General features: G+C 33.7%; 21 protein-coding genes and 2 pseudogenes. 8 read left to right on the top strand and 15 right to left on the bottom strand.

The window, feature by feature from the left end; all coding sequences use genetic code 11:
* The 7 genes from C8J95_RS17525 to C8J95_RS17500 all read right to left on the bottom strand — a co-directional run.
* Window positions 1-233 (bottom strand): beta-eliminating lyase-related protein (locus C8J95_RS17525; RefSeq protein ID WP_255412869.1); only part of this gene is annotated, 233 nt, incomplete at its 3' end.
* Between the two features lie 294 nt (window positions 234-527).
* Entirely contained in the window at window positions 528-1421 is an 894-nt protein-coding gene (locus C8J95_RS17520; protein WP_107809988.1) for a metalloprotease, read from the bottom strand.
* Between the two features lie 799 nt (window positions 1422-2220).
* Window positions 2221-2580, bottom strand: coding sequence for a DDE-type integrase/transposase/recombinase (locus C8J95_RS17515; protein ID WP_107809987.1), 360 nt, complete (start codon window positions 2578-2580; stop codon window positions 2221-2223).
* The gene (locus tag C8J95_RS17510; RefSeq protein WP_146165477.1) at window positions 2559-2870 is read right to left on the bottom strand and encodes a hypothetical protein; all 312 of its coding nucleotides are present in this window, start codon (window positions 2868-2870) and stop codon (window positions 2559-2561) included. The genes C8J95_RS17515 and C8J95_RS17510 overlap by 22 nt, the downstream gene beginning before the upstream one ends.
* Before the next feature lie 110 nt (window positions 2871-2980).
* Window positions 2981-3154: a hypothetical protein gene (locus C8J95_RS18750; protein WP_158267970.1), complete on the bottom strand. Its 174-nt coding sequence runs from the start codon at window positions 3152-3154 to the stop codon at window positions 2981-2983.
* Between the two features lie 393 nt (window positions 3155-3547).
* Complete coding sequence (locus tag C8J95_RS17505; protein WP_108454157.1) at window positions 3548-5152, bottom strand: FISUMP domain-containing protein; 1605 nt, start codon at window positions 5150-5152, stop codon at window positions 3548-3550.
* Between the two features lie 13 nt (window positions 5153-5165).
* The gene (locus C8J95_RS17500; protein ID WP_107809984.1) at window positions 5166-5375 is read right to left on the bottom strand and encodes a hypothetical protein; all 210 of its coding nucleotides are present in this window, start codon (window positions 5373-5375) and stop codon (window positions 5166-5168) included.
* 541 nt (window positions 5376-5916) lie between these two features.
* Between C8J95_RS17500 and C8J95_RS17495 the strand changes: the two genes are divergently transcribed.
* Complete coding sequence (locus C8J95_RS17495) at window positions 5917-6114, top strand: transposase (protein WP_107809983.1); 198 nt, start codon at window positions 5917-5919, stop codon at window positions 6112-6114.
* A gap of 138 nt (window positions 6115-6252) precedes the next feature.
* The gene (locus C8J95_RS17490) at window positions 6253-6570 is read left to right on the top strand and encodes a hypothetical protein (protein WP_146165476.1); all 318 of its coding nucleotides are present in this window, start codon (window positions 6253-6255) and stop codon (window positions 6568-6570) included.
* Window positions 6571-6836: 266 nt separating this feature from the next.
* On the opposite strand, the gene traN is transcribed toward C8J95_RS17490, so the two are convergent.
* From traN to C8J95_RS17465, 4 genes and pseudogenes are all read right to left on the bottom strand, one after another.
* Window positions 6837-7766 (bottom strand): conjugative transposon protein TraN, encoded by a 930-nt coding sequence (traN, locus tag C8J95_RS17485; RefSeq protein ID WP_158267968.1) that lies wholly within the window; start codon window positions 7764-7766, stop codon window positions 6837-6839.
* 26 nt (window positions 7767-7792) lie between these two features.
* On the bottom strand, window positions 7793-9133 hold the full coding sequence (gene traM, locus C8J95_RS17480) for a conjugative transposon protein TraM (RefSeq protein WP_158267967.1): 1341 nt from the start codon (window positions 9131-9133) through the stop codon (window positions 7793-7795).
* 285 nt (window positions 9134-9418) lie between these two features.
* Window positions 9419-10042, bottom strand: coding sequence for a conjugative transposon protein TraK (gene traK / locus C8J95_RS17470; protein WP_078721085.1), 624 nt, complete (start codon window positions 10040-10042; stop codon window positions 9419-9421).
* A 10-nt stretch (window positions 10043-10052) separates the two neighbouring features.
* Window positions 10053-10427: pseudogene (locus C8J95_RS17465) on the bottom strand (conjugative transposon protein TraJ); the annotation flags it as partial.
* Between the two features lie 291 nt (window positions 10428-10718).
* Here C8J95_RS17465 and C8J95_RS17460 point away from each other — a divergent pair.
* Together C8J95_RS17460 and C8J95_RS17455 are read left to right on the top strand one after the other, a co-directional pair.
* Window positions 10719-11612 carry a DNA-binding protein gene (locus tag C8J95_RS17460; RefSeq protein WP_078721079.1) on the top strand — a complete coding sequence of 298 codons (894 nt, stop codon included), beginning with the start codon at window positions 10719-10721 and terminating at the stop codon, window positions 11610-11612.
* Between the two features lie 193 nt (window positions 11613-11805).
* Window positions 11806-12276: a RadC family protein gene (locus C8J95_RS17455; RefSeq protein ID WP_078721078.1), complete on the top strand. Its 471-nt coding sequence runs from the start codon at window positions 11806-11808 to the stop codon at window positions 12274-12276.
* Window positions 12277-12290: 14 nt separating this feature from the next.
* On the opposite strand, the gene C8J95_RS17450 is transcribed toward C8J95_RS17455, so the two are convergent.
* Window positions 12291-12728 carry a hypothetical protein gene (locus tag C8J95_RS17450; protein WP_107809979.1) on the bottom strand — a complete coding sequence of 146 codons (438 nt, stop codon included), beginning with the start codon at window positions 12726-12728 and terminating at the stop codon, window positions 12291-12293.
* Here C8J95_RS17450 and mobA point away from each other — a divergent pair.
* Both mobA and C8J95_RS17440 read left to right on the top strand, forming a co-directional pair.
* A complete protein-coding gene (gene mobA / locus C8J95_RS17445) occupies window positions 12720-13097 on the top strand; it encodes a conjugal transfer protein MobA (RefSeq protein WP_370446837.1) in 378 nt (125 codons plus the stop codon). The genes C8J95_RS17450 and mobA overlap by 9 nt on opposite strands.
* Window positions 13098-13099: 2 nt before the next feature.
* A pseudogene (locus C8J95_RS17440) lies at window positions 13100-13552 on the top strand (relaxase/mobilization nuclease domain-containing protein); the annotation flags it as partial.
* Here C8J95_RS17440 and C8J95_RS17435 read toward each other — a convergent pair.
* Window positions 13477-14487 carry a DUF3945 domain-containing protein gene (locus C8J95_RS17435; RefSeq protein ID WP_255412872.1) on the bottom strand — a complete coding sequence of 337 codons (1011 nt, stop codon included), beginning with the start codon at window positions 14485-14487 and terminating at the stop codon, window positions 13477-13479. The pseudogene C8J95_RS17440 and the gene C8J95_RS17435 overlap by 76 nt on opposite strands.
* A 780-nt stretch (window positions 14488-15267) precedes the next feature.
* Here C8J95_RS17435 and C8J95_RS17430 point away from each other — a divergent pair.
* Window positions 15268-16671 (top strand): MFS transporter, encoded by a 1404-nt coding sequence (locus tag C8J95_RS17430; protein ID WP_107809975.1) that lies wholly within the window; start codon window positions 15268-15270, stop codon window positions 16669-16671.
* 82 nt (window positions 16672-16753) lie between these two features.
* Here the strand turns inward: C8J95_RS17430 and C8J95_RS17425 are convergent, their stop codons facing one another.
* Together C8J95_RS17425 and C8J95_RS17420 are read right to left on the bottom strand one after the other, a co-directional pair.
* A complete protein-coding gene (locus C8J95_RS17425) occupies window positions 16754-17002 on the bottom strand; it encodes a GlsB/YeaQ/YmgE family stress response membrane protein (protein WP_078721046.1) in 249 nt (82 codons plus the stop codon).
* Between the two features lie 338 nt (window positions 17003-17340).
* Window positions 17341-18174: a retropepsin-like aspartic protease gene (locus C8J95_RS17420; RefSeq protein ID WP_078721045.1), complete on the bottom strand. Its 834-nt coding sequence runs from the start codon at window positions 18172-18174 to the stop codon at window positions 17341-17343.
* A gap of 222 nt (window positions 18175-18396) precedes the next feature.
* On the opposite strand from C8J95_RS17420, the gene C8J95_RS17415 reads away from it, so the two are divergent.
* On the top strand, window positions 18397-19767 hold the full coding sequence (locus tag C8J95_RS17415; protein WP_107809974.1) for a phosphatase PAP2 family protein: 1371 nt from the start codon (window positions 18397-18399) through the stop codon (window positions 19765-19767).
* Window positions 19768-19836 lie beyond the last annotated feature (69 nt).

Raw genomic sequence — 19836 nt, 5'->3', positions numbered from 1 at the left:
CCGGGCTGTGTATGTACTTTTATTCCCAATTGGTTAGTCATTGTACCTGTAGGGCAGAAAAGAGCAGCTTCCATTCCGAACATTGCAGCTACTTTCTTTTCCAGTTGATTAACCGTAGGATCTTCACCATATACATCATCTCCTAGAGCTGCATTAGCCATCGCTTCTTTCATCCCTCTTGTAGGAAGTGTGAGGGTGTCACTTCTTAAATCTATTCTGCTTAGATTAATCATTTTACTAATGTTTTTAAAGGTAAATTTATAATATTCTCTTGTAAAAGAGAACAATTAACTCATTGATTGTGGTTTATATTTTAGGTTCAAAAAAAGTAAGTATGGAAAGTATACTAAATACAATAAACAGAATGTTGTTGGATAATAAGATAATACACTTAGTCGCCCTAAGATTTTGATCATTAATTTTATACTTACCATTATCCTTGTTACTGTAATGATCCTTGATTTATTTTAACAAGTGAAAAAGAGAAAACTGGCTCATAGAGCCAGCTCCTAAACTTAATAAAATAATTAATTTGTGTTTATAGTTTTAAATTGTTCTGCAGATATCTTCTCTGTATAAATATCCTTTAATTCACTCATATGTGCTTGTATTTTCCTGTCAATTTCCTGATTAAATTTAAAAGTACTTGCAGAGCTTGGGGTTAGATCAGGATCCGTTCCATTCAAAACACTGGAATAGTAATGAAAGAATTGAGAATCAAAATCTTTGGCAGTCAAGGTAAATTCACCTAATAAAAAACCTAATCGAACAGCGGTCCTTCTTTGAGCGGGAGTTCCATGATGTCCCTTTGATGTTATTTGATTATCACCAATAGCTGCTGCAAACTCATAAGCTGCTGCAATCTGAGAAAAATTTGATTTATTGAAACCAGCAGGTTTTCTTAAATAATAACCAGCAAACCCGTCGGCCTCTAAGTCTGTTGAACGAACTGTCTCTTCTTTAACAGAAGGAAGAGCATATTTATATTGCAATTGATGTCCATATTCATGAGCTAAGATCATTGCATTAACAATATTATCTGCACTTTTTGACTTCGCGTCATAATAAATTTCGTAGCCATAATAGATTTTCCCATCTGCATATGAAGCGGCGTTGTAAGTACCCTCAGGATCACGTGGAGCATATACAAATTTAAGAGGAGGTGTTATTTCCCCCCATAATGAAGCATTCTTTTTTATTTCAGATAGCATAAAATTAGTGTCAGCCACTGTTTTTAATCCTGATTTTAAAACGGCTGAAAATGGCCAATAACTATCAACATAGTTACACAATAATTCTGATGTTGGTGCCATAAAAGCTTCATCAGTTACTGATTGCTCTGGAGCAATTGTTTCATTTTCTCTGTTGCAGGAAGTCAAAAGTACTCCTGTCAGTAATAGTAAAATAATTTTTTTTTTCATAATAATTAAGGTATTTGGTTAAACAATATGATTTATATCAAATATTTTTTTTATTATTAAAATAGTCCAAAAGAATCATTAATCACTATCTACATAAGCCTTTTCATAATCTTAATAAAACGTATCATTGAAAAATTTCTTCAGATTATTATCATAAATAATATCATTGTTTTTGTAAATCTAAATTAGTTTTTTTTAAAAAGCTTCTTTTTTTTCTTGTAAAACACTATATGTTAACGGTTACACGCATCCTACATGTATGATTTCATAGGATTAATTCGCTATTCATTGTTAATTTACATCGCAAAATTATTTTATACTAGTTATGAAGTATAATTTTCAAATTACTAAAGACGGATTAATTTATCAATCTAATACTGATGTTTTTGATTTAATTAATAGTACTGTCCTCAAGCGAAAATGGGATAAAATACAAAGTCATCCCAAGACAAAATACTTCAATAATTTTCTTTTTAAATAATTATATAACGGTACGAAGAGTATGTCCAATTTCACGAAACAGTAATGCTCCATTTACCTTAATGAAACTATAAGGTGTCTCGTCCTGAAATTACCTTACAGGATTTAACATTAATTCTATTTTTAGTTTACAATACTGTTTAGTTATTTGTAAAATCATTATACAATAATAAGTAATAATTGATGTTTTTTTCGACTATTTTGTAGCAGGATTTCTTTTATACTGTTTCCATCGTTTTTTTATCACTCCAACATAGGCATGAGCTTTATTGGGTGTCAGATAATCCAAACTTGAATGTGGACGGCTGTTATTATAAGTTTACACTATTCTGCCAATAGCTTCCTTATGATTTTGATAAATCCGTTTTGGAAAAAACTCATTTTTTATTATCCCATTCATTCTCTCTGCTAAAGCATTTTCATAAGGGTTTCCTGTTTGTGTCATACTGATAGCAATACTTTCTCTCTGAAGAATTTCAATATACCCTCTGGAACAATACTGTATACCCCGATCGGAATGATGGATAAGAGTAAAACTAGATTCCTTTTTTCTTTCTGATACAGCTATTATTAATGCTTCGATACATCCAGCTGCTTCTAATGTTGGATGTAATGCATGACCAACAATTTTCCTGGAATATACATCGGTAATTAAGCTTAAATAGCTAAATCCATCCAAAGTTCGATATAAGTTATATCACTTACCCATAATTGTTCTGAAGCCAGTAAAGAAAGCCCTTTAATCAGATTGGGATATTTTTTAAGCCAATGATGCGAATCAGTCGTTTTAACCATTCTCTTGCCTTTTCGAATAAGTAAGCCATGGAATCGTAATAAAGTAAATAATTGATCCTTACCCATCTTTATTCCGTGTTCTTCAAGATGAGGAGAGAGCTTGGACAAAAGCTTCCTTGTACCCAACATAGGCATCTCATCGCGAATTTTTTTAACCAGGCACAGCACAATCATATGGGCTATACTCGTTTGTTTCTCTCTTTGCTGCGCTTCGTAATAAGCTTGTCTTGTGACACCAAACAGCATACAAATCTCCCTGAGAGACTTATTGGGGTAAATTTGCCTTAATCTTTTGGCGGTTTGGTACCAGACTTTTTTCCTATTTTGATTTTCAAATCTTCTTCTGCAACTTTAATCATCGTTTCTAGGCTTGCAATTTTCAGTTTTGCATAATCCAGAGATTTGGATAATTCATGAATCCTTTTTTGAAGAGCCCTATTCTTGCTATTTACTTCCATGTCAGTAAAGAAAGTATTAGAGATTTTGCCTTCTAAGGTACGAATGGACAGTTTGGTAATCCAAAGACGCAGTGTGTTCCGATTGAGCCCATACTTTTTACAGGCTCCAAGTTTGCTAATTAGACCTTTATCTATCTCTGTAAGGATCCTGATGATCTCTGATTCCTCCCGTCTTTTATAAGGCTCTCTGTTTAATGGACTAGAATGATGTTGGTTTTGATTTTTTTGTTATTTTAAAAAGCTTAATGTAAAGCTATTTCAGGACAAGACAGAATATGGAAAATATGGAACAGAATGGTATTGAATACCTTAAAATAATTTTTGAAAGATAATTGCAAGATTCTCTCATTATATATTTACCTCTCGAACTCAGGTTAGATAATAATATAGAATCTATTCTGCAATACAGCGAACAGGAAAGCCATACGTACGAGGACCAATCCGCATATTCACACTACTGCTATTAAAGGCAAAGAAATTAGCGCTAGAAGAAGAAGAAGTTTCACTAGAACTCCAATAGAAGCCGGCTAAACCTCTACTACCTAACACTCCACTCGGGAAGTTACGAAAACCAGCAGCAGGAAGCATTAATGTACGGACATTTGAAGGATTTATAAAATAAAGTGCAGTGGTATAATTTATATCAGTATTAGCCCAAGAACCTACCCGCTCTATATTATTATTAGCTATAACAGCCTGCCACTGGGCTAAGGTAGGTATACGGTAACCTGTCGGGCAAGGATCGTTAGATGTCTTACTGGAATCACTCCAAGAACCATTGGGTTTTGCAGTTGTATTCCAACCCAATATTATTCCAGATCTAGACTGATCATCAGCCTGAGACACATATCTTCCGGCTTCTCCTGTCTGAGCACCCCACTGGTATTTGGCTCCATGTATAGCCGCCGCCGGTGTAAAAGGATCTGCAGTAGTATCTGCCTCCAGATTATGGCACATAAATACACTCCATACCCCATTGACCATGGCACCACATTTTTCTATATTAATTGTTAAATTACTTTTATAACCTGGTGTAATTTTAAATGTGTTTGCCAGGTTTCTAGTTACAATTGTACTTCCAAGGCTTATATCTGCCGAGAAAGATCCTGTTTTATTACCTCCGGTATCTGCATTGATAAATACAGGTGCTGCAACACTGGTTGTAGACGTGGTATTGGAAAACTGAAGAGGTACTCCTGTGGTTAAGGTACTTCTTCCCGTCATTACCCCACTGGATAAAGGAATTGTACCATTACTATAATGCGGGGTAAGAACAGCATTTGTAACTGATGCTATATTCGCCATTCCGTTTGAACTTATAATGGTGGTGATCTGAGCAATTTTATGCCTTAATGTAATATTTAAAATATTAGATCCTTTTACAGGAATATAATTGCTTTGATTGTAATACATAAAATCCCGGTTTGCATCATCATAGTTTACCTGTGCATTATTGATACTTGTTTTTTCTCCTGATGTAATAGCTGGTAATGTCATAGTTCCATAAGAGTAAACGACCATGGTATAAGTCGCTCCCACATTCAGCATCATCGGTACAGCCTGTTGCCCTACCGTATAATCCTGAAAAGCCTGAAAAGAACCATCAGCCTGATTATAGGCGATAACACGGAATTGAATACCCGCTCCTAAAGCATTGCCAGGTACAGCAGCTAATGCAGCTTTCCCTACAGAAGCCTGCGTGGAAGATTTTATACTACCTGAAACCGGTGATAATTCTGCAACGATCACTGTACTGGGATCAACCATTACAGTTTGTTTCTGAACAGAAGCTTCAGTAAATGCAACTCCCTTTCCCTCTACAGATGCCTGGGCAGTTGCTGTTCCGCCTGAAAATTCCGTACCTGTCAAATTAAAATTAACAGCAGTAGGAGCACCACTTACCAGATTACTCTCTGTATCAGTACTGCGACATGAAGTTAACAAAAGACCAGTGGTTCCCAACACCAAGTATATACTTGCAATAAATATTTTTTTCATCTTTATTAAAGTTTTAAAATCCAGTATTAATTGTCGTATCATCTGTTCCTTCCCAGTCTGTAGGTACCTGATCAGCTGCACCATTTACCGTAACGGGAGTAACAGAAGCGGATGCGGCAGCAATTCCACTCTCCATTTCTATTCGTATTACATCTATTTCAGGCGAAACATATTTCTTTTTTTCAGTCTGAAATAGAATTTGTTTTTTTTCATCATTTCTCATAATTGTCAATTTTATAGTTCATCTTTATGTAAATAATTGCGGAGGGATTTGAAGTAAAGCCATAGGAGATTATATGCTCCTTTAAAAGTATACTTATAGAGCATCTAAAAAATACTTATGTACTTCCCAGAAGTTAAACTTGAAAAAAAGTTTAATGCTGGAAATGAATAAATATTAATTCCGGGCTTTTTTCAAAATTTTGATTGTTTCTTAAGAGGGATTTGTAATCCGTTTTTGATAAAATACCTAACAGATATTTCGGAGCCTTTGCACTTTTTTATGTTGTTTTTATTTTAACACTGCAAATTTTAAAAATACAAGCATAAAACACATAATACTAACACCATACACAGACCCTACATTACAACAACACCCTTTTTAGGCTCATTTTTACACAATATTTTTATATTTTTCAATAGAATATATGAACCATCCTTTGATACTGAACTTGTTTAAAGTAAAAGAAAGAATGAAACCTTTGTAAAAAAGTTGTGTTATTCTTTCAAAAAAAGTTTGTTAAGTAAAGATATTATAAAAAGAGATTTGTCCGTATTTATCATTGGGAGAAAAGAAAAATAACGCCAAAGTATTATTGGAACAGGTTGTAGAAGCGATCCTCCATCGTCTGCAGAAAGACTGCCAATGGCGAGAACTCCCTGTGAAACAGTTTTTTGAAGTGGAATATAGCTGGAACAGTGTATACCAACATTTTGCAAGATGGAACAAAAACGGAAGCTGAGAAAGGATTAAGCAAAAGCTCTTAGAAAGCACAAAATACTTTTGGATATGAGCCGCATTCAATTGGATGGCTTTCATGCCCCGACGAAAATAGGCAGTGAAAATGTTGATTATCAGAGAGGAAAGAAAGACGAATAATATGCTTTTTATTTTTGACAGCAATAGACTTCCGCTAAGCTGCTCAGATGCTATTTGTGGACATCATCATAATGTCTTTGAAATTGACAAACAATTAGATACAATGTTGGAAGATATTAAGAAATCCAATATTCGAACAGATCACCTCTTTCTTAATGATGATACAGGTTTTGATGCCCAGGAGCTGAGAAATTTTTGTGTAAAAAAAGATCTGTTTGCCAATTTCAATAAAAGAAATGGAAATATTTCAGATAGAGAAGAAATATTTGATGAAAAGCTTTACAAAAGAAGATTCGTGATTGAGTGGATGAATGCTTAGTTAAGCGGCTTTAAAGCACTCTTGATCCAATATGAAACGAAACAAAAACACTGGAGAGATTTACATCTAATTGCTTTTTGTTTCATCATTATTAGGAAACTTTAAACAAATTCACAATTTTAAACAAACATTTGCAACTTGTTGACCGTAAAAAAAATGAACAACAAGAAATCATCTATGGATCTATGGTACCGATAAGAAAAAGATAACTGAATTAATTCAGTTATCTTTTTAAATACTTATATTATTTAAAAAAAATTAAAATATCATAAGTCAAAATCAAAAATTTTAGCATCTATAATAGCTGCATTTTTAACTCTTAATAACTGATTTCTTTCACCATTTTTTTCAAAGATTTCGATTAGCAGAAGTTTATCTTTTGTTAGTGTAAATTGATCCAGCATAAACACATTATTATACTCAGATTTTTCCGGAACTTTATCTAAAGCTTTATAGGTACGAAGAGGTGAAAGTGTCTGATCCTGCAGAATAATTTTCTTAGCTTTTTTCTTATTGACAATACTAAAAGTAATAGAATCTATAATAAATGGGAGACTGCTTTTGTTGTTTAATGTTATATGAAAGTATAATTTACCCTGATGTACATATATAGCATTGAGCGAAAATTCTATTCCGTAACGATCTGAATCAATATTTTTGACAATCTTTTTGTTTTGCTGGTAGATTGTTTCCAAAATTAATTCTGCAAAAGATGGTGAATAGCCTTCCATTTCATCAAACAAAGTTTCACTTACTTTTTGTTGTTCAGTCTGCTTCATTTTTAATAAATCATACGTAAGAACAGCAGGTGCTGAACTGTAGAATACATCAAAATTATAGAACCTGCCATCTTCGGTGATGACAGAAAAATTAGTTTCCGGTTCAAAATTTTGGACTGCTGCCTTTATACGTAAAACATTCTCCACTCCATCTGCTTTACCTGCAATTAAGTATTCACTGCCTAAATCCACATACCGGATTTTAGAAGGAAAAATTAAATGACTTGTTTTTTCATAAGTAACCGTTAGCCAGTAAGGTTCTATTTTAGCTTTATCCAGTAATGATACTTCCTTTTTGGCGTTAGAGGTTATGGAATCTGTGAACTGATGATTATTGATTGTCTGCTGAGCATATATCTTTGCTGCTATTGAAATAACGAAGAAAATTACTGCTGTATACTTAATACATTTTTTCATTGATTTTAAATTTATTAAATGAATATCTATTTTTTTGAAACAAGCCATACTTTATGACCTGCATTAAGCATAACTTTGGGTGTTTTAACTTTCTTGGAAAAATATCCTGAAAGCCCTTGTACCAAGCTTTTACTCATATCTGAAGCAATCTGTTGTCCTGCTGTTGAGCTTAAACTGATGCTCGTTCCGGTATTAGTTCCCATATTGGAAATAATTTCTTTTAGTGCGCTTTTCTCAGGAGAGTAGGCAGTAAATAGTCCTTCCTGTCCATCGAGATCATAAACCTGAATATCAACAGGGATAATATTTCCATTATAAGCTATTGAATGAATAAGGATTTGTAAACGGTTACTCTGAAATTGAACTGTTCCAGAGAGAATATGTCCTCTGGGAATTTTAAACCCGTCAATTTCAACAGGCTCCAAAAAACGAAGAACAATCAGATCTCCAGGAATAACCCGTTGTGATTTATGAATACATGCCGAAATACTGTTTTTTATCTGTATATTCCTCTCCTCTTCTCCAATATTGAAAAGTCTCTGATTTGCGTAGTCTCTCTGATGTATTGGTTGCTCAGTATCAGATAGAGTTCTGTATAAAGTTGAAACTGTATTTTTCCTTACAGACAAAAGCGGTTTTATTCCAGCTTGCTTATTAGAGATCGTTTTCTCCAGAGTATCTATTGATTTTGTCTCCGTTTTCTCCTTTACTTCCGAAGCTTTAACTGAAGGAAAATAACGCGAAGCCATCTCATAAGATTTCTCCATAAGCATAATTTGGTTCTGCATGGTATTAACCGGCTTTGACTCCTTGTCTGCCAGCTCCTTCTTTAGTATTATCAATTCTTTTTTTAATTGTTCTGCTTCATAATTTCGGTCTTCTTTGTAGAATGAATTTAAAGTGTTTTGAGCATTATGATACGTACTTAAAGCAGTATTTTTACTTTTCTCAAGATCATAGGATTTGTTTTTGTTAAGAGTCTCTGTTATTTGATCCTGATTTGAATTTATACCTTTGCCGTCATTCCAGTAGTCGGATAAGGTCGTCAGGGTATTTTTTTCCTCTTGTTTCTTTTGTTCAAATAAGGCCTGTTCATAAGCTTTCTGTTTGTCAGACTGCATTAAAGAACCTGAAGCATCAGGTACAAACTCATTAAGTCCTTTCTGCTCTTTTATACTTTTGTCTGAAGTGGGCTTAAATACAAGATATAAAGATCCAAGGAAAACAATTCCCATCAAAGTAAAAATAACTGGCTTTTTCAGCTTTTCCATTCTACTTTGAGTTTTTGCTTCTGACTGATTTTCTAAATTTTTAGCATTTGGATTATGGGTAAGAATATTAACAGTTTTATGATCATTTTTTTCCATCATTATTATTTTTAAAGATTAAGGAAATGTTGTCCCCAGATAAATTAGAAGGTCTGATTCTCAATGTATCTTTACTCTTTACAGGCTCAATGGATATCTTATTTTTCTGCATCCTTAAATCTTTGCAGATCTGTATTATAACCATAATGGTTAAGAGAAGATATAAGAAAAAGAAACAGATAAGATATTTTTGCTGTTTCTGTACAGATAAATTCAGCCAGCGCTGATCAAGCTCCTTTAGTCCCTTGGATAGGGAGATGTAAATACTTTTCATCATGTAGGATTTTACCGGTCAACAACTTCAATGTCTTTATTCTCTACCACACTGAACTTTTCCATGTTAAATCCCTGCGGATTAGTATCTGATCTGACGGAATTAACTAAAAAACAGGTAGTTTTTAAGTTACGTCTGGTGATATTGCTTGAACGGATAATGAACTGTGTAGCGTAAGTATTGACCGCATATGGGTAATTATTAAAGTTACAGACCACGCTGTCAACCTCAATACGCTGTTGAACATTTCCCGATATAATGCGATTGTAATAGCCTTTTTCCATAAGGTCTTTATAGTAGTCAAAAGCAGACTGATCAGCCAGAAAAAAAGCGCGCTTCATATTGCTTTCGATAGCATTTTTATCAGGAGCCAATGTGAAAAAGAGTTCATGGAAACGCCTGACATGTTCCCTTGCTTCAACCGGACGGTTTCTGCTAACATCTTGTGACAAAGCCAGCATTAATGATTTTCCATTATCCAGAACATAAATTTTCTGGCGCTGCAATTCTGCAAAGTTGTAAGATTTCCAGATGGTAAATCCGACAATACAGATGCATAACAAAGCAAATACAATCGTATAAAGTCTGATCTGCTTAAAACTGTTCTCTATATTTCTTAATGTTTTAAATTCCATTGCTTAATAATTAATCATTATGGTCTTTCATGAGCTGTCCGCTGATATTTCCGGTCACAGATCCGGCACCGGCGCCTGCAATATTTCCGGTTTTACGGCCTGTCTGATTGATATTGCGTAAAAAGTTTCCGGCACCTCCGGCCTGAATAATCCAACCAGTCACAGTAGGAATCGTAAAATATCCTACTATACCAATAATCATATAAATAATGTATACCGTATTAGAAGTATCCGGTATAAAATCCGGATCTACCAGCATTTCAATATCCCTTTCCAATATTAGTGACTGTATCTTAGCCAGCATCGAACTAAACATATCTGAAACCGGCAGCCAGAGATATACACTGATATACCTGGTGAGCCACTGGGTGACCGAATGCTGGTAAAATAGTAAACAGCATCAGTCCTGTAATCAAAATCTTCTTTAATTGTTTTTCCATAATCTAAATGATTTATTATTCGTAGTTCCCACCAGGTGTGGGACTTTGATACAAAAATGAAAAAGAACAAGATGGGCTGTGATAAAGTGTCACTTATGGGTAGCTTTTTACCATTGATGGCCTGTAGGATAAAAACAAACGGATAATATTAGAAACGCCCTTATCGGCAAGAAAAAACATTTTTATTAATTAATTTTGCATTAAATTTGCCGATAACGGTAATAACAATTAATATCATGAACTATATTTCAGTCAGTGAATTTGCAAAAAAATGGAATATTCCCCAGCGAACTATACGAAACTATTGTGCAAATGGAAAAATAAAAGGAGCTTTTCTGACTGGAAAAACCTGGAATATTCCATTTGATGCATTACTACCTGCAAAAGCAAATAAGAAAAAATTAAGTAATAATATTTTACTTAATCATCTAATAGAGCAAAAAGAAATGAAACTTAAGGGGGGAATTTATCATAGAACACAAATTGATCTGACTTATAATTCAAATCGTATTGAAGGGAGTAAATTAACACATGATCAGACCCGATATATTTATGAAACTAATACCATTGGAGTAACTGAGGAGAGCGTTAATGTCGATGATATTATCGAAACCACTAATCACTTCCGTTGTATTGATTTAGTTATTGATAAAGCAAAAACCAAATTAACAGAATCCTTCATTAAAGAATTACATTTTTTATTAAAATCGGGAACATCTGATAGCCGCAAGGATTGGTTTAATGTTGGAAGTTATAAAAAACTTCCGAATGAAGTTGGCGGTAATGCGACCTGTTCGCCCGAAGAGGTATCTGCACAAATGAAAGAATTACTTGCCAATTACCACCTTATAAGAAATAAAACTTTTGAAGATATTATTGATTTTCATTATCAATTTGAAATAATTCATCCTTTTCAGGATGGAAATGGACGCGTTGGCCGGCTCATAATCTTCAAAGAATGTCTCGCCAATAATATTGTACCTTTTATTATAGATGAAGATTTAAAACTTTTCTACTATAGAGGGTTACAAGAATGGACTCATATAAAAGAATATTTACTGGACACTTGTCTGACAGCTCAGGATCATTACAAAGATATTCTTCGATATTTTAAAATAGAATTTCATTAAATTATAATAGTAGGGAGAGAATCCTTAATTCCTGTACAAATTTCGGCTTATGGCTCTGAAGCGTGCTGAAAAATTCCGGCATAAACTTTTCCCGCTTCGTAAGCCATCATTTATTCCGTTACTTTTTGCACTTGATCACTATAAGCCGTATGGCGCACCATAATTTATTCTTTAACCTTTAAAATGAACAATTATGGAACCTAAAGTTAAAAATCAGGAATTGTACAATATTTCAGAAGTTCAGCTTATCTACAGAAATGTTGTAAAAGCATCACTAAGACCAACTATTTCATGTTCTAAAGATGCCTATGAAATAATCATAAAAAATTGGGATCATGATAGTATTGAATTTGTAGAACAGTTTAAAATACTGCTGATGAATAACGCCAATAAAGTACTGGGAATTTATCTGGTATCAACAGGAGGAGTAAATGCAACATTTGTTGATCCAAAACTCATCTATTCAGCAGCTCTCAAAGCAAATGCATCAGCAATAATATTATCACACAACCACCCCTCGGGGAATCTTAAACCCAGTACTCAGGATATTCAGTTGACTGAAAAGATTAAAAACGGTGGAAAATTACTTGAGATACAGGTTCTTGATCACCTGATTGTAACTTCTGAGGGATATCTTTCTTTTCAGGATGAGGGATTATTATAATCCCTTTTTAGTCTTCAGATAAAGTCCTGAATATCGAAATCTTTGTAATTATTTTTCAGCAATAAAACGGAAGAATCGGTTTTTGTTTCAGTTAAACTTATGTTATATAAAAGTTCTGAGACCTTTCGGGATGCATCTTCAACGGAATTTATTAGTAAATCAAATAATGTGGTTCCATGTATTTTTTGAACTATGTCAGCTGCTGTTTGTTTTTGAGATAGTTCTAATTTATCTTTTTGTAGAAGCATCCCCGCTGTTCCTAATTCTTCAAAGGTAACCCCTTGGGCTAAACCATCATAATTACTAAATTCCGCCTCCTCTTTAAACTCTTCTTCCTCCTGATCCCAATCCGGTGTCATACTGAAATTTTCTTCCGATTCTTCCTGCTGAATTTCACTAACGATGTTCTTATTTTCATCGTATTGAAAGTCAAAATTATCCGCATTATCCATCGTCATGTCTTTCGCCTCACCGATGAGGAAAATGAAAAACTCTTATCGCTTTATAAAGACTCAGGCATGCCTAATAAAGCCAAGTTTATCAAAGCTTTATTATTTGGAAAGGAAATAAAAACTGTGAAAATTGATAAAGGAACCGTTGATTTTTATATGCGCCTGACAACATTTCACAGTCAGTTTCGCGCGGTAGGAGTCAATTATAATCAAATAGTTAAACTTCTTTATCGGAATTTTTCAGAGAAAAAAGCCAGTGCATTTCTTTTTAAATTGGAAAAACAGACGATTGAGATGGTCGTTTTATGTCAAAAGATTATTCAGCTAACTGAAGAATTTGAGAAAAAGCATATCATAAAACAACCCTAAAAATGATTGCAAAAATTGGCAGAAGCACAAACTTATATGGCGCTTTAGCTTACAATCAACTTAAAGTAGAAGAAAAAAACGCCAAGATCATCTTAACTCATAAAATGATTGAAACTCATGATGGTCATTATTCTGTGAGCCAACTGGCCAGATCTTTTCAGCCCTATATAATGGCCAATCGCAATACAGAAAAAATCGCAGTTCATATTTCCCTTAACCCGGATCCTAGAGATCATGTAAGTGAGGAAATGTTTAAAAACATAGCCGAGGACTATATGCAGAAAATGGGTTATGGAAATCAGCCTTTTGTTGTATTTAAACATTCAGATATTGAACGTTCTCATATCCATATTGTATCGGTTGGCGTGGATGAAGAGGGTCAGAAAATTTCAGATAGATTTGAAAAAAGACGTTCCATGAATATATGCCGCGAAATTGAACAAAAGTATAATCTGACCACATCGAAGGGTGGTTTTAAAGTTGTATTGTTTTGAAATAAACTATGGAGTTTAAATTCTTTTAAATCCTTATTGAACAGAAACTCTACATAACCTCTTTCAGCATTGAACTGAAGACTGGCGTTGAAGAGGTTGCCTCTTCGGGAGAGTATATTTTCCAGAAATAAAACCCTGCCGGATTTTAGTATCTCTTCCTGCTCTTTGGAGAGTTGAATTCCGCCTATAGTTTGAGGTATTCTAATATTCTCTATTCTGTAAGAGAAGAATTCACGGGTTAACCGGTCTATACTGATAAGAGAAGGAATGACTTCATTTGTTACCGGATGGATTAGATCCACTACCCTTCCCATATTTCCAGTAGTGGTGAGATTGCGCTGATCCTCTTTCGTGAAATAATGGCCAAAGAAACTTTCTTTGAAATTAGGCGCTTTTCTGACGGGGTAAATAATAGGCTCGAGTAATCCGGAAGTATTAGCCCGAAGAACTATTCTGGCATCAGTTCTGATGTGGGTATCTCCCATTCTTATGCTAATAGGAATTAATACAGAGGTTTTAAGACCTTTGAGTAAAGGGACTAAAATGCCTCTATTCTCTAGTAATTGCTGACTAAGTCCAAGCTTTTCCATCGTATACCAATCAATGTCTTTAAGATTATACAGATAGCGCTCCTTTGCTGTTTTTGTATGGGTATCACTGCTTGTCAGGCTCTTTATATTCTGTACCGTATTGATGTTAATCTCATACTGTGATAAATTTTTATAATCTTCAGGTCTGGCATGATCGATATACTGTTGTAAATCTTTTCCGGTTTGAACAGCTTCATATTCACTAACCTTGAAAAATGAGAATTCTTCAGGATGTTTAAGCTGGAAATAAAAATCACAGTAGAAGTTGACAAAATCCTGATTTTCCTCATCTATAAGAATAGGCATTTCACAAGGGTCGTGACTAAGTGAAATATCTTTAAGATTTCCGTTGTGATCAATTCCCTGAACAAGTTTAATAGTATCAGTATCGTGGTGTAATACGAGTAAAGTATCACCTGTCTTTTTTATACTGGTTTGCTGGTGTAATTCTTTTTCTTTAGAATCCTTTTTGTTTTCCATAGCATGTAAATAATAGCTACGGTTAAAATAATGAGGAAATCATATTTAAAGAGTAATTTGGAAGGCTTTCAGTATATTTTGTCTATAATTGCCTTTAATAGGGATATTAAAAGAAAAGACCCCGAAGTTCGGGGTCAGTTAAGTAGTTTTTCAATAGTTTTATTTGATAGAAATCAATGTTCGTTTCAAATTTAAAAAAACAAAACCCCGGAATAGTTCCGGGGCTAGATACTATAAATAATTAGACATTGGACTTAACTAATTGACAAATGAGCTACAAAATAAACATAAAAATTATGGCCTTAAATAACCTGAATGTTAATTATTTATAGTACAATGAAGTAATGATTTTAATTGGTTGGAACAAAAATAAGAAGGCAGAAAAAAAATTGCAAGAAGGGATATGTTAAAAAATGTAAAATTTTATTTAATTATATATTAAAAATAAAATTTAAGGATAAGTAAGGTAAATCTGATATATGATACGATAAATAAGATATAGTAAAAATGCATATTAATTATAAGTTTTTCCAGAAACTATAAGCTAACTTTGAACAGCACAATTGAAGTTAAGCCAAACTGAATTAAATATCCATTCTCCTGAAAATGTCAGAAGTAAATCTATCTGTAAGCGCTACAAAAAAAATATTACCGGTTATTCTTGCAACTGCAATCTTTATGCAAATGCTGGACTCCACCATTCTAAACACATCACTCCCCTCTATAGCAAAAGATCTGCAGGAATCTCCCCTTAATATGCAGAATGCCATTATCAGCTACGTTTTAACATTAGCTGTTTTTATGCCGGTGAGTGGTTTTTTAGCGGATAAGTTCGGAACTAAAAAAGTATTTATCTCTTCACTTATACTCTTTAGTGTAGGATCTTTGTTTTGTGTCTTATCTCAAAATCTTACTCAACTGGTCATTTCCCGGGTAATTCAGGGAATTGGTGGAAGCTTAATGACACCTGTAGGAAAATTAGCATTAATCAAAACATTTGATAAAAATGAATTATTAAAAGCAATGAATTTTGCTATTATACCAGCTCTGATAGGTCCTGTTTTAGGACCCTTAGTGGGTGGATATCTGGTAGATTACTTTTCCTGGCATTGGATATTCTTAATTAATATTCCTATCGGAATCATCGGTATTATTCTGGGGTCAAAGTTTATGCCCGATTATAAAGCAGAGAGTCTGGATTTTGATTTAAAGGGATTTTTGATTTTTGCTTCTGCATCTCTCCTGCTCTCTGTTTCATTGGAACTTTTTGGAGATCTTCAGAACACCACTCCGGTTTTATTTATTTTTATTTTAGGCTTTCTTTTTCTGTACTATTACTATTGGCATGCAAAACGGGATGAGAATCCTATATTTCCTTTAAACCTCTTCAAGGTAAGAACATTCCGTGTTGGAATCATAGGTAATATGGCTACAAGATTAGGAATAAGCTCTGTTCCTTTACTACTTCCTCTAATGATTCAAATCGCCTATAAACAATCAGCAGTTACTTCGGGATGGATTATTACACCAATGGCTATTACGGCAATCTTTGCTAAATCTTATGTGATAAAGATCTTAGATACCTTTGGTTATCGTAAAACATTAATGATCAATACATTTATTATAGGAACATTGATATGCGTTTTGGCAATTCCCGGTATCAATACTTCCATATACTGGTTTATCCCTATTATCGCAGTTTTAGGATTTTTCAATTCTATTCAGTTTACTTCAATGAACACCATTTCGATTGCTGATCTCAGAAACTTTCAGACCAGTAGCGGAAATTCTTTACTATCTGTAAACCAGCAACTGGCAATAGGATTCGGAATTACATTCGGTTTGATTGTATTAAAACTATTTGAAAACTCTGCTTTAATTAAAGGAGATGTACATAATGCATTTAGGTATACATTTTTAACGATTGGTATCCTGACTATTATTTCAGGATTTGTTTTCCGCAGGCTTCATATCTTTGATGGAAAAAACATGAAATCAAAGCAGAATTAATAAAGAACAAAGCCCTAGAATCCTAAGGCTTTGTCATACTACCAGAATTAATTCTGGTTAAACTAAAATAATCTATTTTCATTTACTTTTTTATCGCACTGTAGACGGCTAAGCATAAAACAGCTCCTCCGATGGCTACTAAAAAACTTGAAATATTAAAACCGGTAACATCTACGCCGAAAATCATAGAGCCTAGCCAGCCTCCGACCACTGCACCGATAATACCAATAATAATTGTTGCAATCCAGCCTCCCGGATCAGATCCTGGATGAATAGCTTTTGCAATTGCTCCTGCAATGAGTCCGAATATAATCCATGTTAAAATACCCATAATTGTAATTTTTAAGTGTTAATAAATTAGTGTTTGTTATTACTAAAATTACAAACATGATGCCATTAGTACTAATTCATTAATTTATTAATAAACAAAACAATTGTTTTAATAAATTATTAACAATATTACAATGCCATTTTTCTTCCCCATATATCGTATGATTATATTAGCAGTCTTTAATAAGATTTTTTTAATAATTACAAATATTTATAATTGAGCGACTGGCCTGACATAGCAACAGATGATTAAAAGGGATTGGTTTGGGAATCTCTTAAAAGAATCAATTCAGTCCACATATAGTCGCGTATTACAACAATTGTAACTCAGCAGTGCATTTAGTCTTCAATAAATATTTTCTTTTTAGATATATCAATTGTAAGCACCTTTCCTAGCCAGTTTATACTAGTTTTCCCTTCGTAAATCAAACCATCTACGAACACAACATTAAAATCTTTTACTAAAGAAATATTATTTATCGTTGATAAATCACTATACTTTCCTATATAAAAGTAATTCTGCACTTTAGGATTAAATTCACTTTTTATTGCTTTTTTTTCAAAAGCATCCTTGTTAACGGACAAATAATCAAATAATTTTGAACTAAACCAATATGAATCCTTTCCCGAACCACTATCTAGCTCTACTTGTATATTAATTTTATTATTAAGTTTTACCCAAGTGAAAATATCAAGAGACTTCCCAGCTTCATCTGCTAATTGAATATCAATATATTTTCTTGATTTTGTCTTTTTATTAAAATAAATGTTTTGTGTATTATAATCTATTGTCACAGGAGTATTTCTAAATGGTTGTAAAGAAATCAATCCATCTATATCACCAAAATCTAAATCAATTATAGTGTATTGTTGGTTTGGGAACTTTTTCGTACCAATCTCAAGACTATTAGCATTATATAAATCAGCTTCTATAGGCTCTCCGGTTGCTCTGTGCCCGACGAAGAAATTTGGTGTTTTAGTATTGCTTAACTTCTTTGAAAAATTTTTGAATATTACATTTATACCTGCCCCGGTATCCAGAATAAAGTTACCTTCAATATTGTTTATTTTAGCTTTTACAATTATATGTCCATTCTTGTTTATTTGAAATGGTACTTGTGCAGTTATATTCAATGCAATACTTACAAAAACTAAGATTAATATATTTTTCATAATTATATTTTTTATTTAGGGTTAAAGTTATCAAATGTCACGGTTGATGAAATAACATTTTTTTAATATTATTCCAAAAATAGCAGGATACAGCACAGATGAATCTGGGAACATTTAAATAAATACCCCTCAACCAATACTCTTTCTTTTCTAAGCTGTTATTTCTTATTATATATATGATTTTATTTGTGGCTTATTCCTTCACAGAATAAAGCTTAATAAATGAAAAAAGTCTATCTACTGGCTGTTATTGTTTTATTTACTCTATCCAAGGCTCAATCTGATACTATAAAAATCGATACAGTAGTTCCAGCAAAATCTCTAATATGTTATACATCTTCTGCATTGGAAGAGCATCAAAAATTCATTCAGAAAGAATGGGTGAAAAAGTCTATTGCTCCAAGTATTTTATTTGTAGCTTCCGCAGCTACATGGGGACAAAAGGAACAAATACGTGAGAACAGAAACAGGTATCTTCCCAATTTTAAGGTTCCTTATGATGACTATTTACAATATACACCAGCATTGGCAGTATATGGGCTAAAACTGGCAGGTGTAAAGGGACGTAATAATATAGGAAGGGCTACTCTTTCTTATGCAACCAGTCTTGCGATTATGGCAATTTTGGTTAACTCTATAAAATATACAGCAAAAGTAGAGCGTCCGGATGGCTCAAAAAGAAATTCTTTTCCATCAGGGCATGCTGCAATGGCTTTCACCAATGCAGCCTTTCTGGACAAAGAATATGGATTGGTAAATCCTGCTTATAGTATTGCAGGATATAGTGCTGCAACATTTACAGGCTTAGGCCGTGCTCTAAATAACAGACACTGGTTACCTGATATTCTTGCGGGTGCTGGTATCGGTATTCTTTCTACAGAATTAGGTTATTTCTTTATCGATAAAATATTCAAAAATAAAGGAGATAACATGGGATTGCTTTCCAAAATTGAAGGCAACGAAAACCCATCTTTCCTGGCTCTGAAATCAGGAGCAACAATTTCTATGTCTAACTTCCTGAGAGAATCTGGCCTGAGTGACAGAAAAACAGTAGGTTTTGAAGCTGGTTTGGAGGGAGCATACTTCTTCAGTAAAAATTGGGGTGTCGGTGCCGATTTAAATATCAGTACATTCCCTGTAAGAGCACTGCATCTGAAAACCGAAGATCCGGATTTGGAAACGCTGGATGTAAAGACTGAATCTCTGGGCTTTCTAAATGCAATGATAGGACCATATTTTGCCTATGACCTTACAGATAAATGGCAAGTAATGCTAAAAGCTACTGCCGGATATTCCAAGGCTGCCAATGGTAAAGTATTCTTAAAAGATGATGATCCCACAGCAACACAACAGTATTACAGGATAGCAACCTACCGCCCATCTAAAAGTCTTATGATGGGCTCCGGAATATCCTTAACCTACAAAATAACGCCACAGTTGGGTATTACAGCATACAACGATTTCCGTTTTACCAGCTCTAAAATCAGGTATTATTTTACAGATTCTTCCAATATAATTGAGAAGATGAATTCTGCACCCCGTGCAAATATTTCTTACATTTCACCCGGCCTTAAGCTGACTGCATATTTTTAAGCATTTAAACAGGTTTGTACACTATTATATTTTTAACATCAATTGCTTTCAATATTGAAAACATACCGC

The sequence above is a fragment of the Elizabethkingia sp. YR214 genome, assembly GCF_003058195.1.
Classification (GTDB): Bacteria; Bacteroidota; Bacteroidia; order Flavobacteriales; family Weeksellaceae; genus Elizabethkingia.
This window is presented reverse-complemented; position numbering and strand designations above follow the sequence as displayed.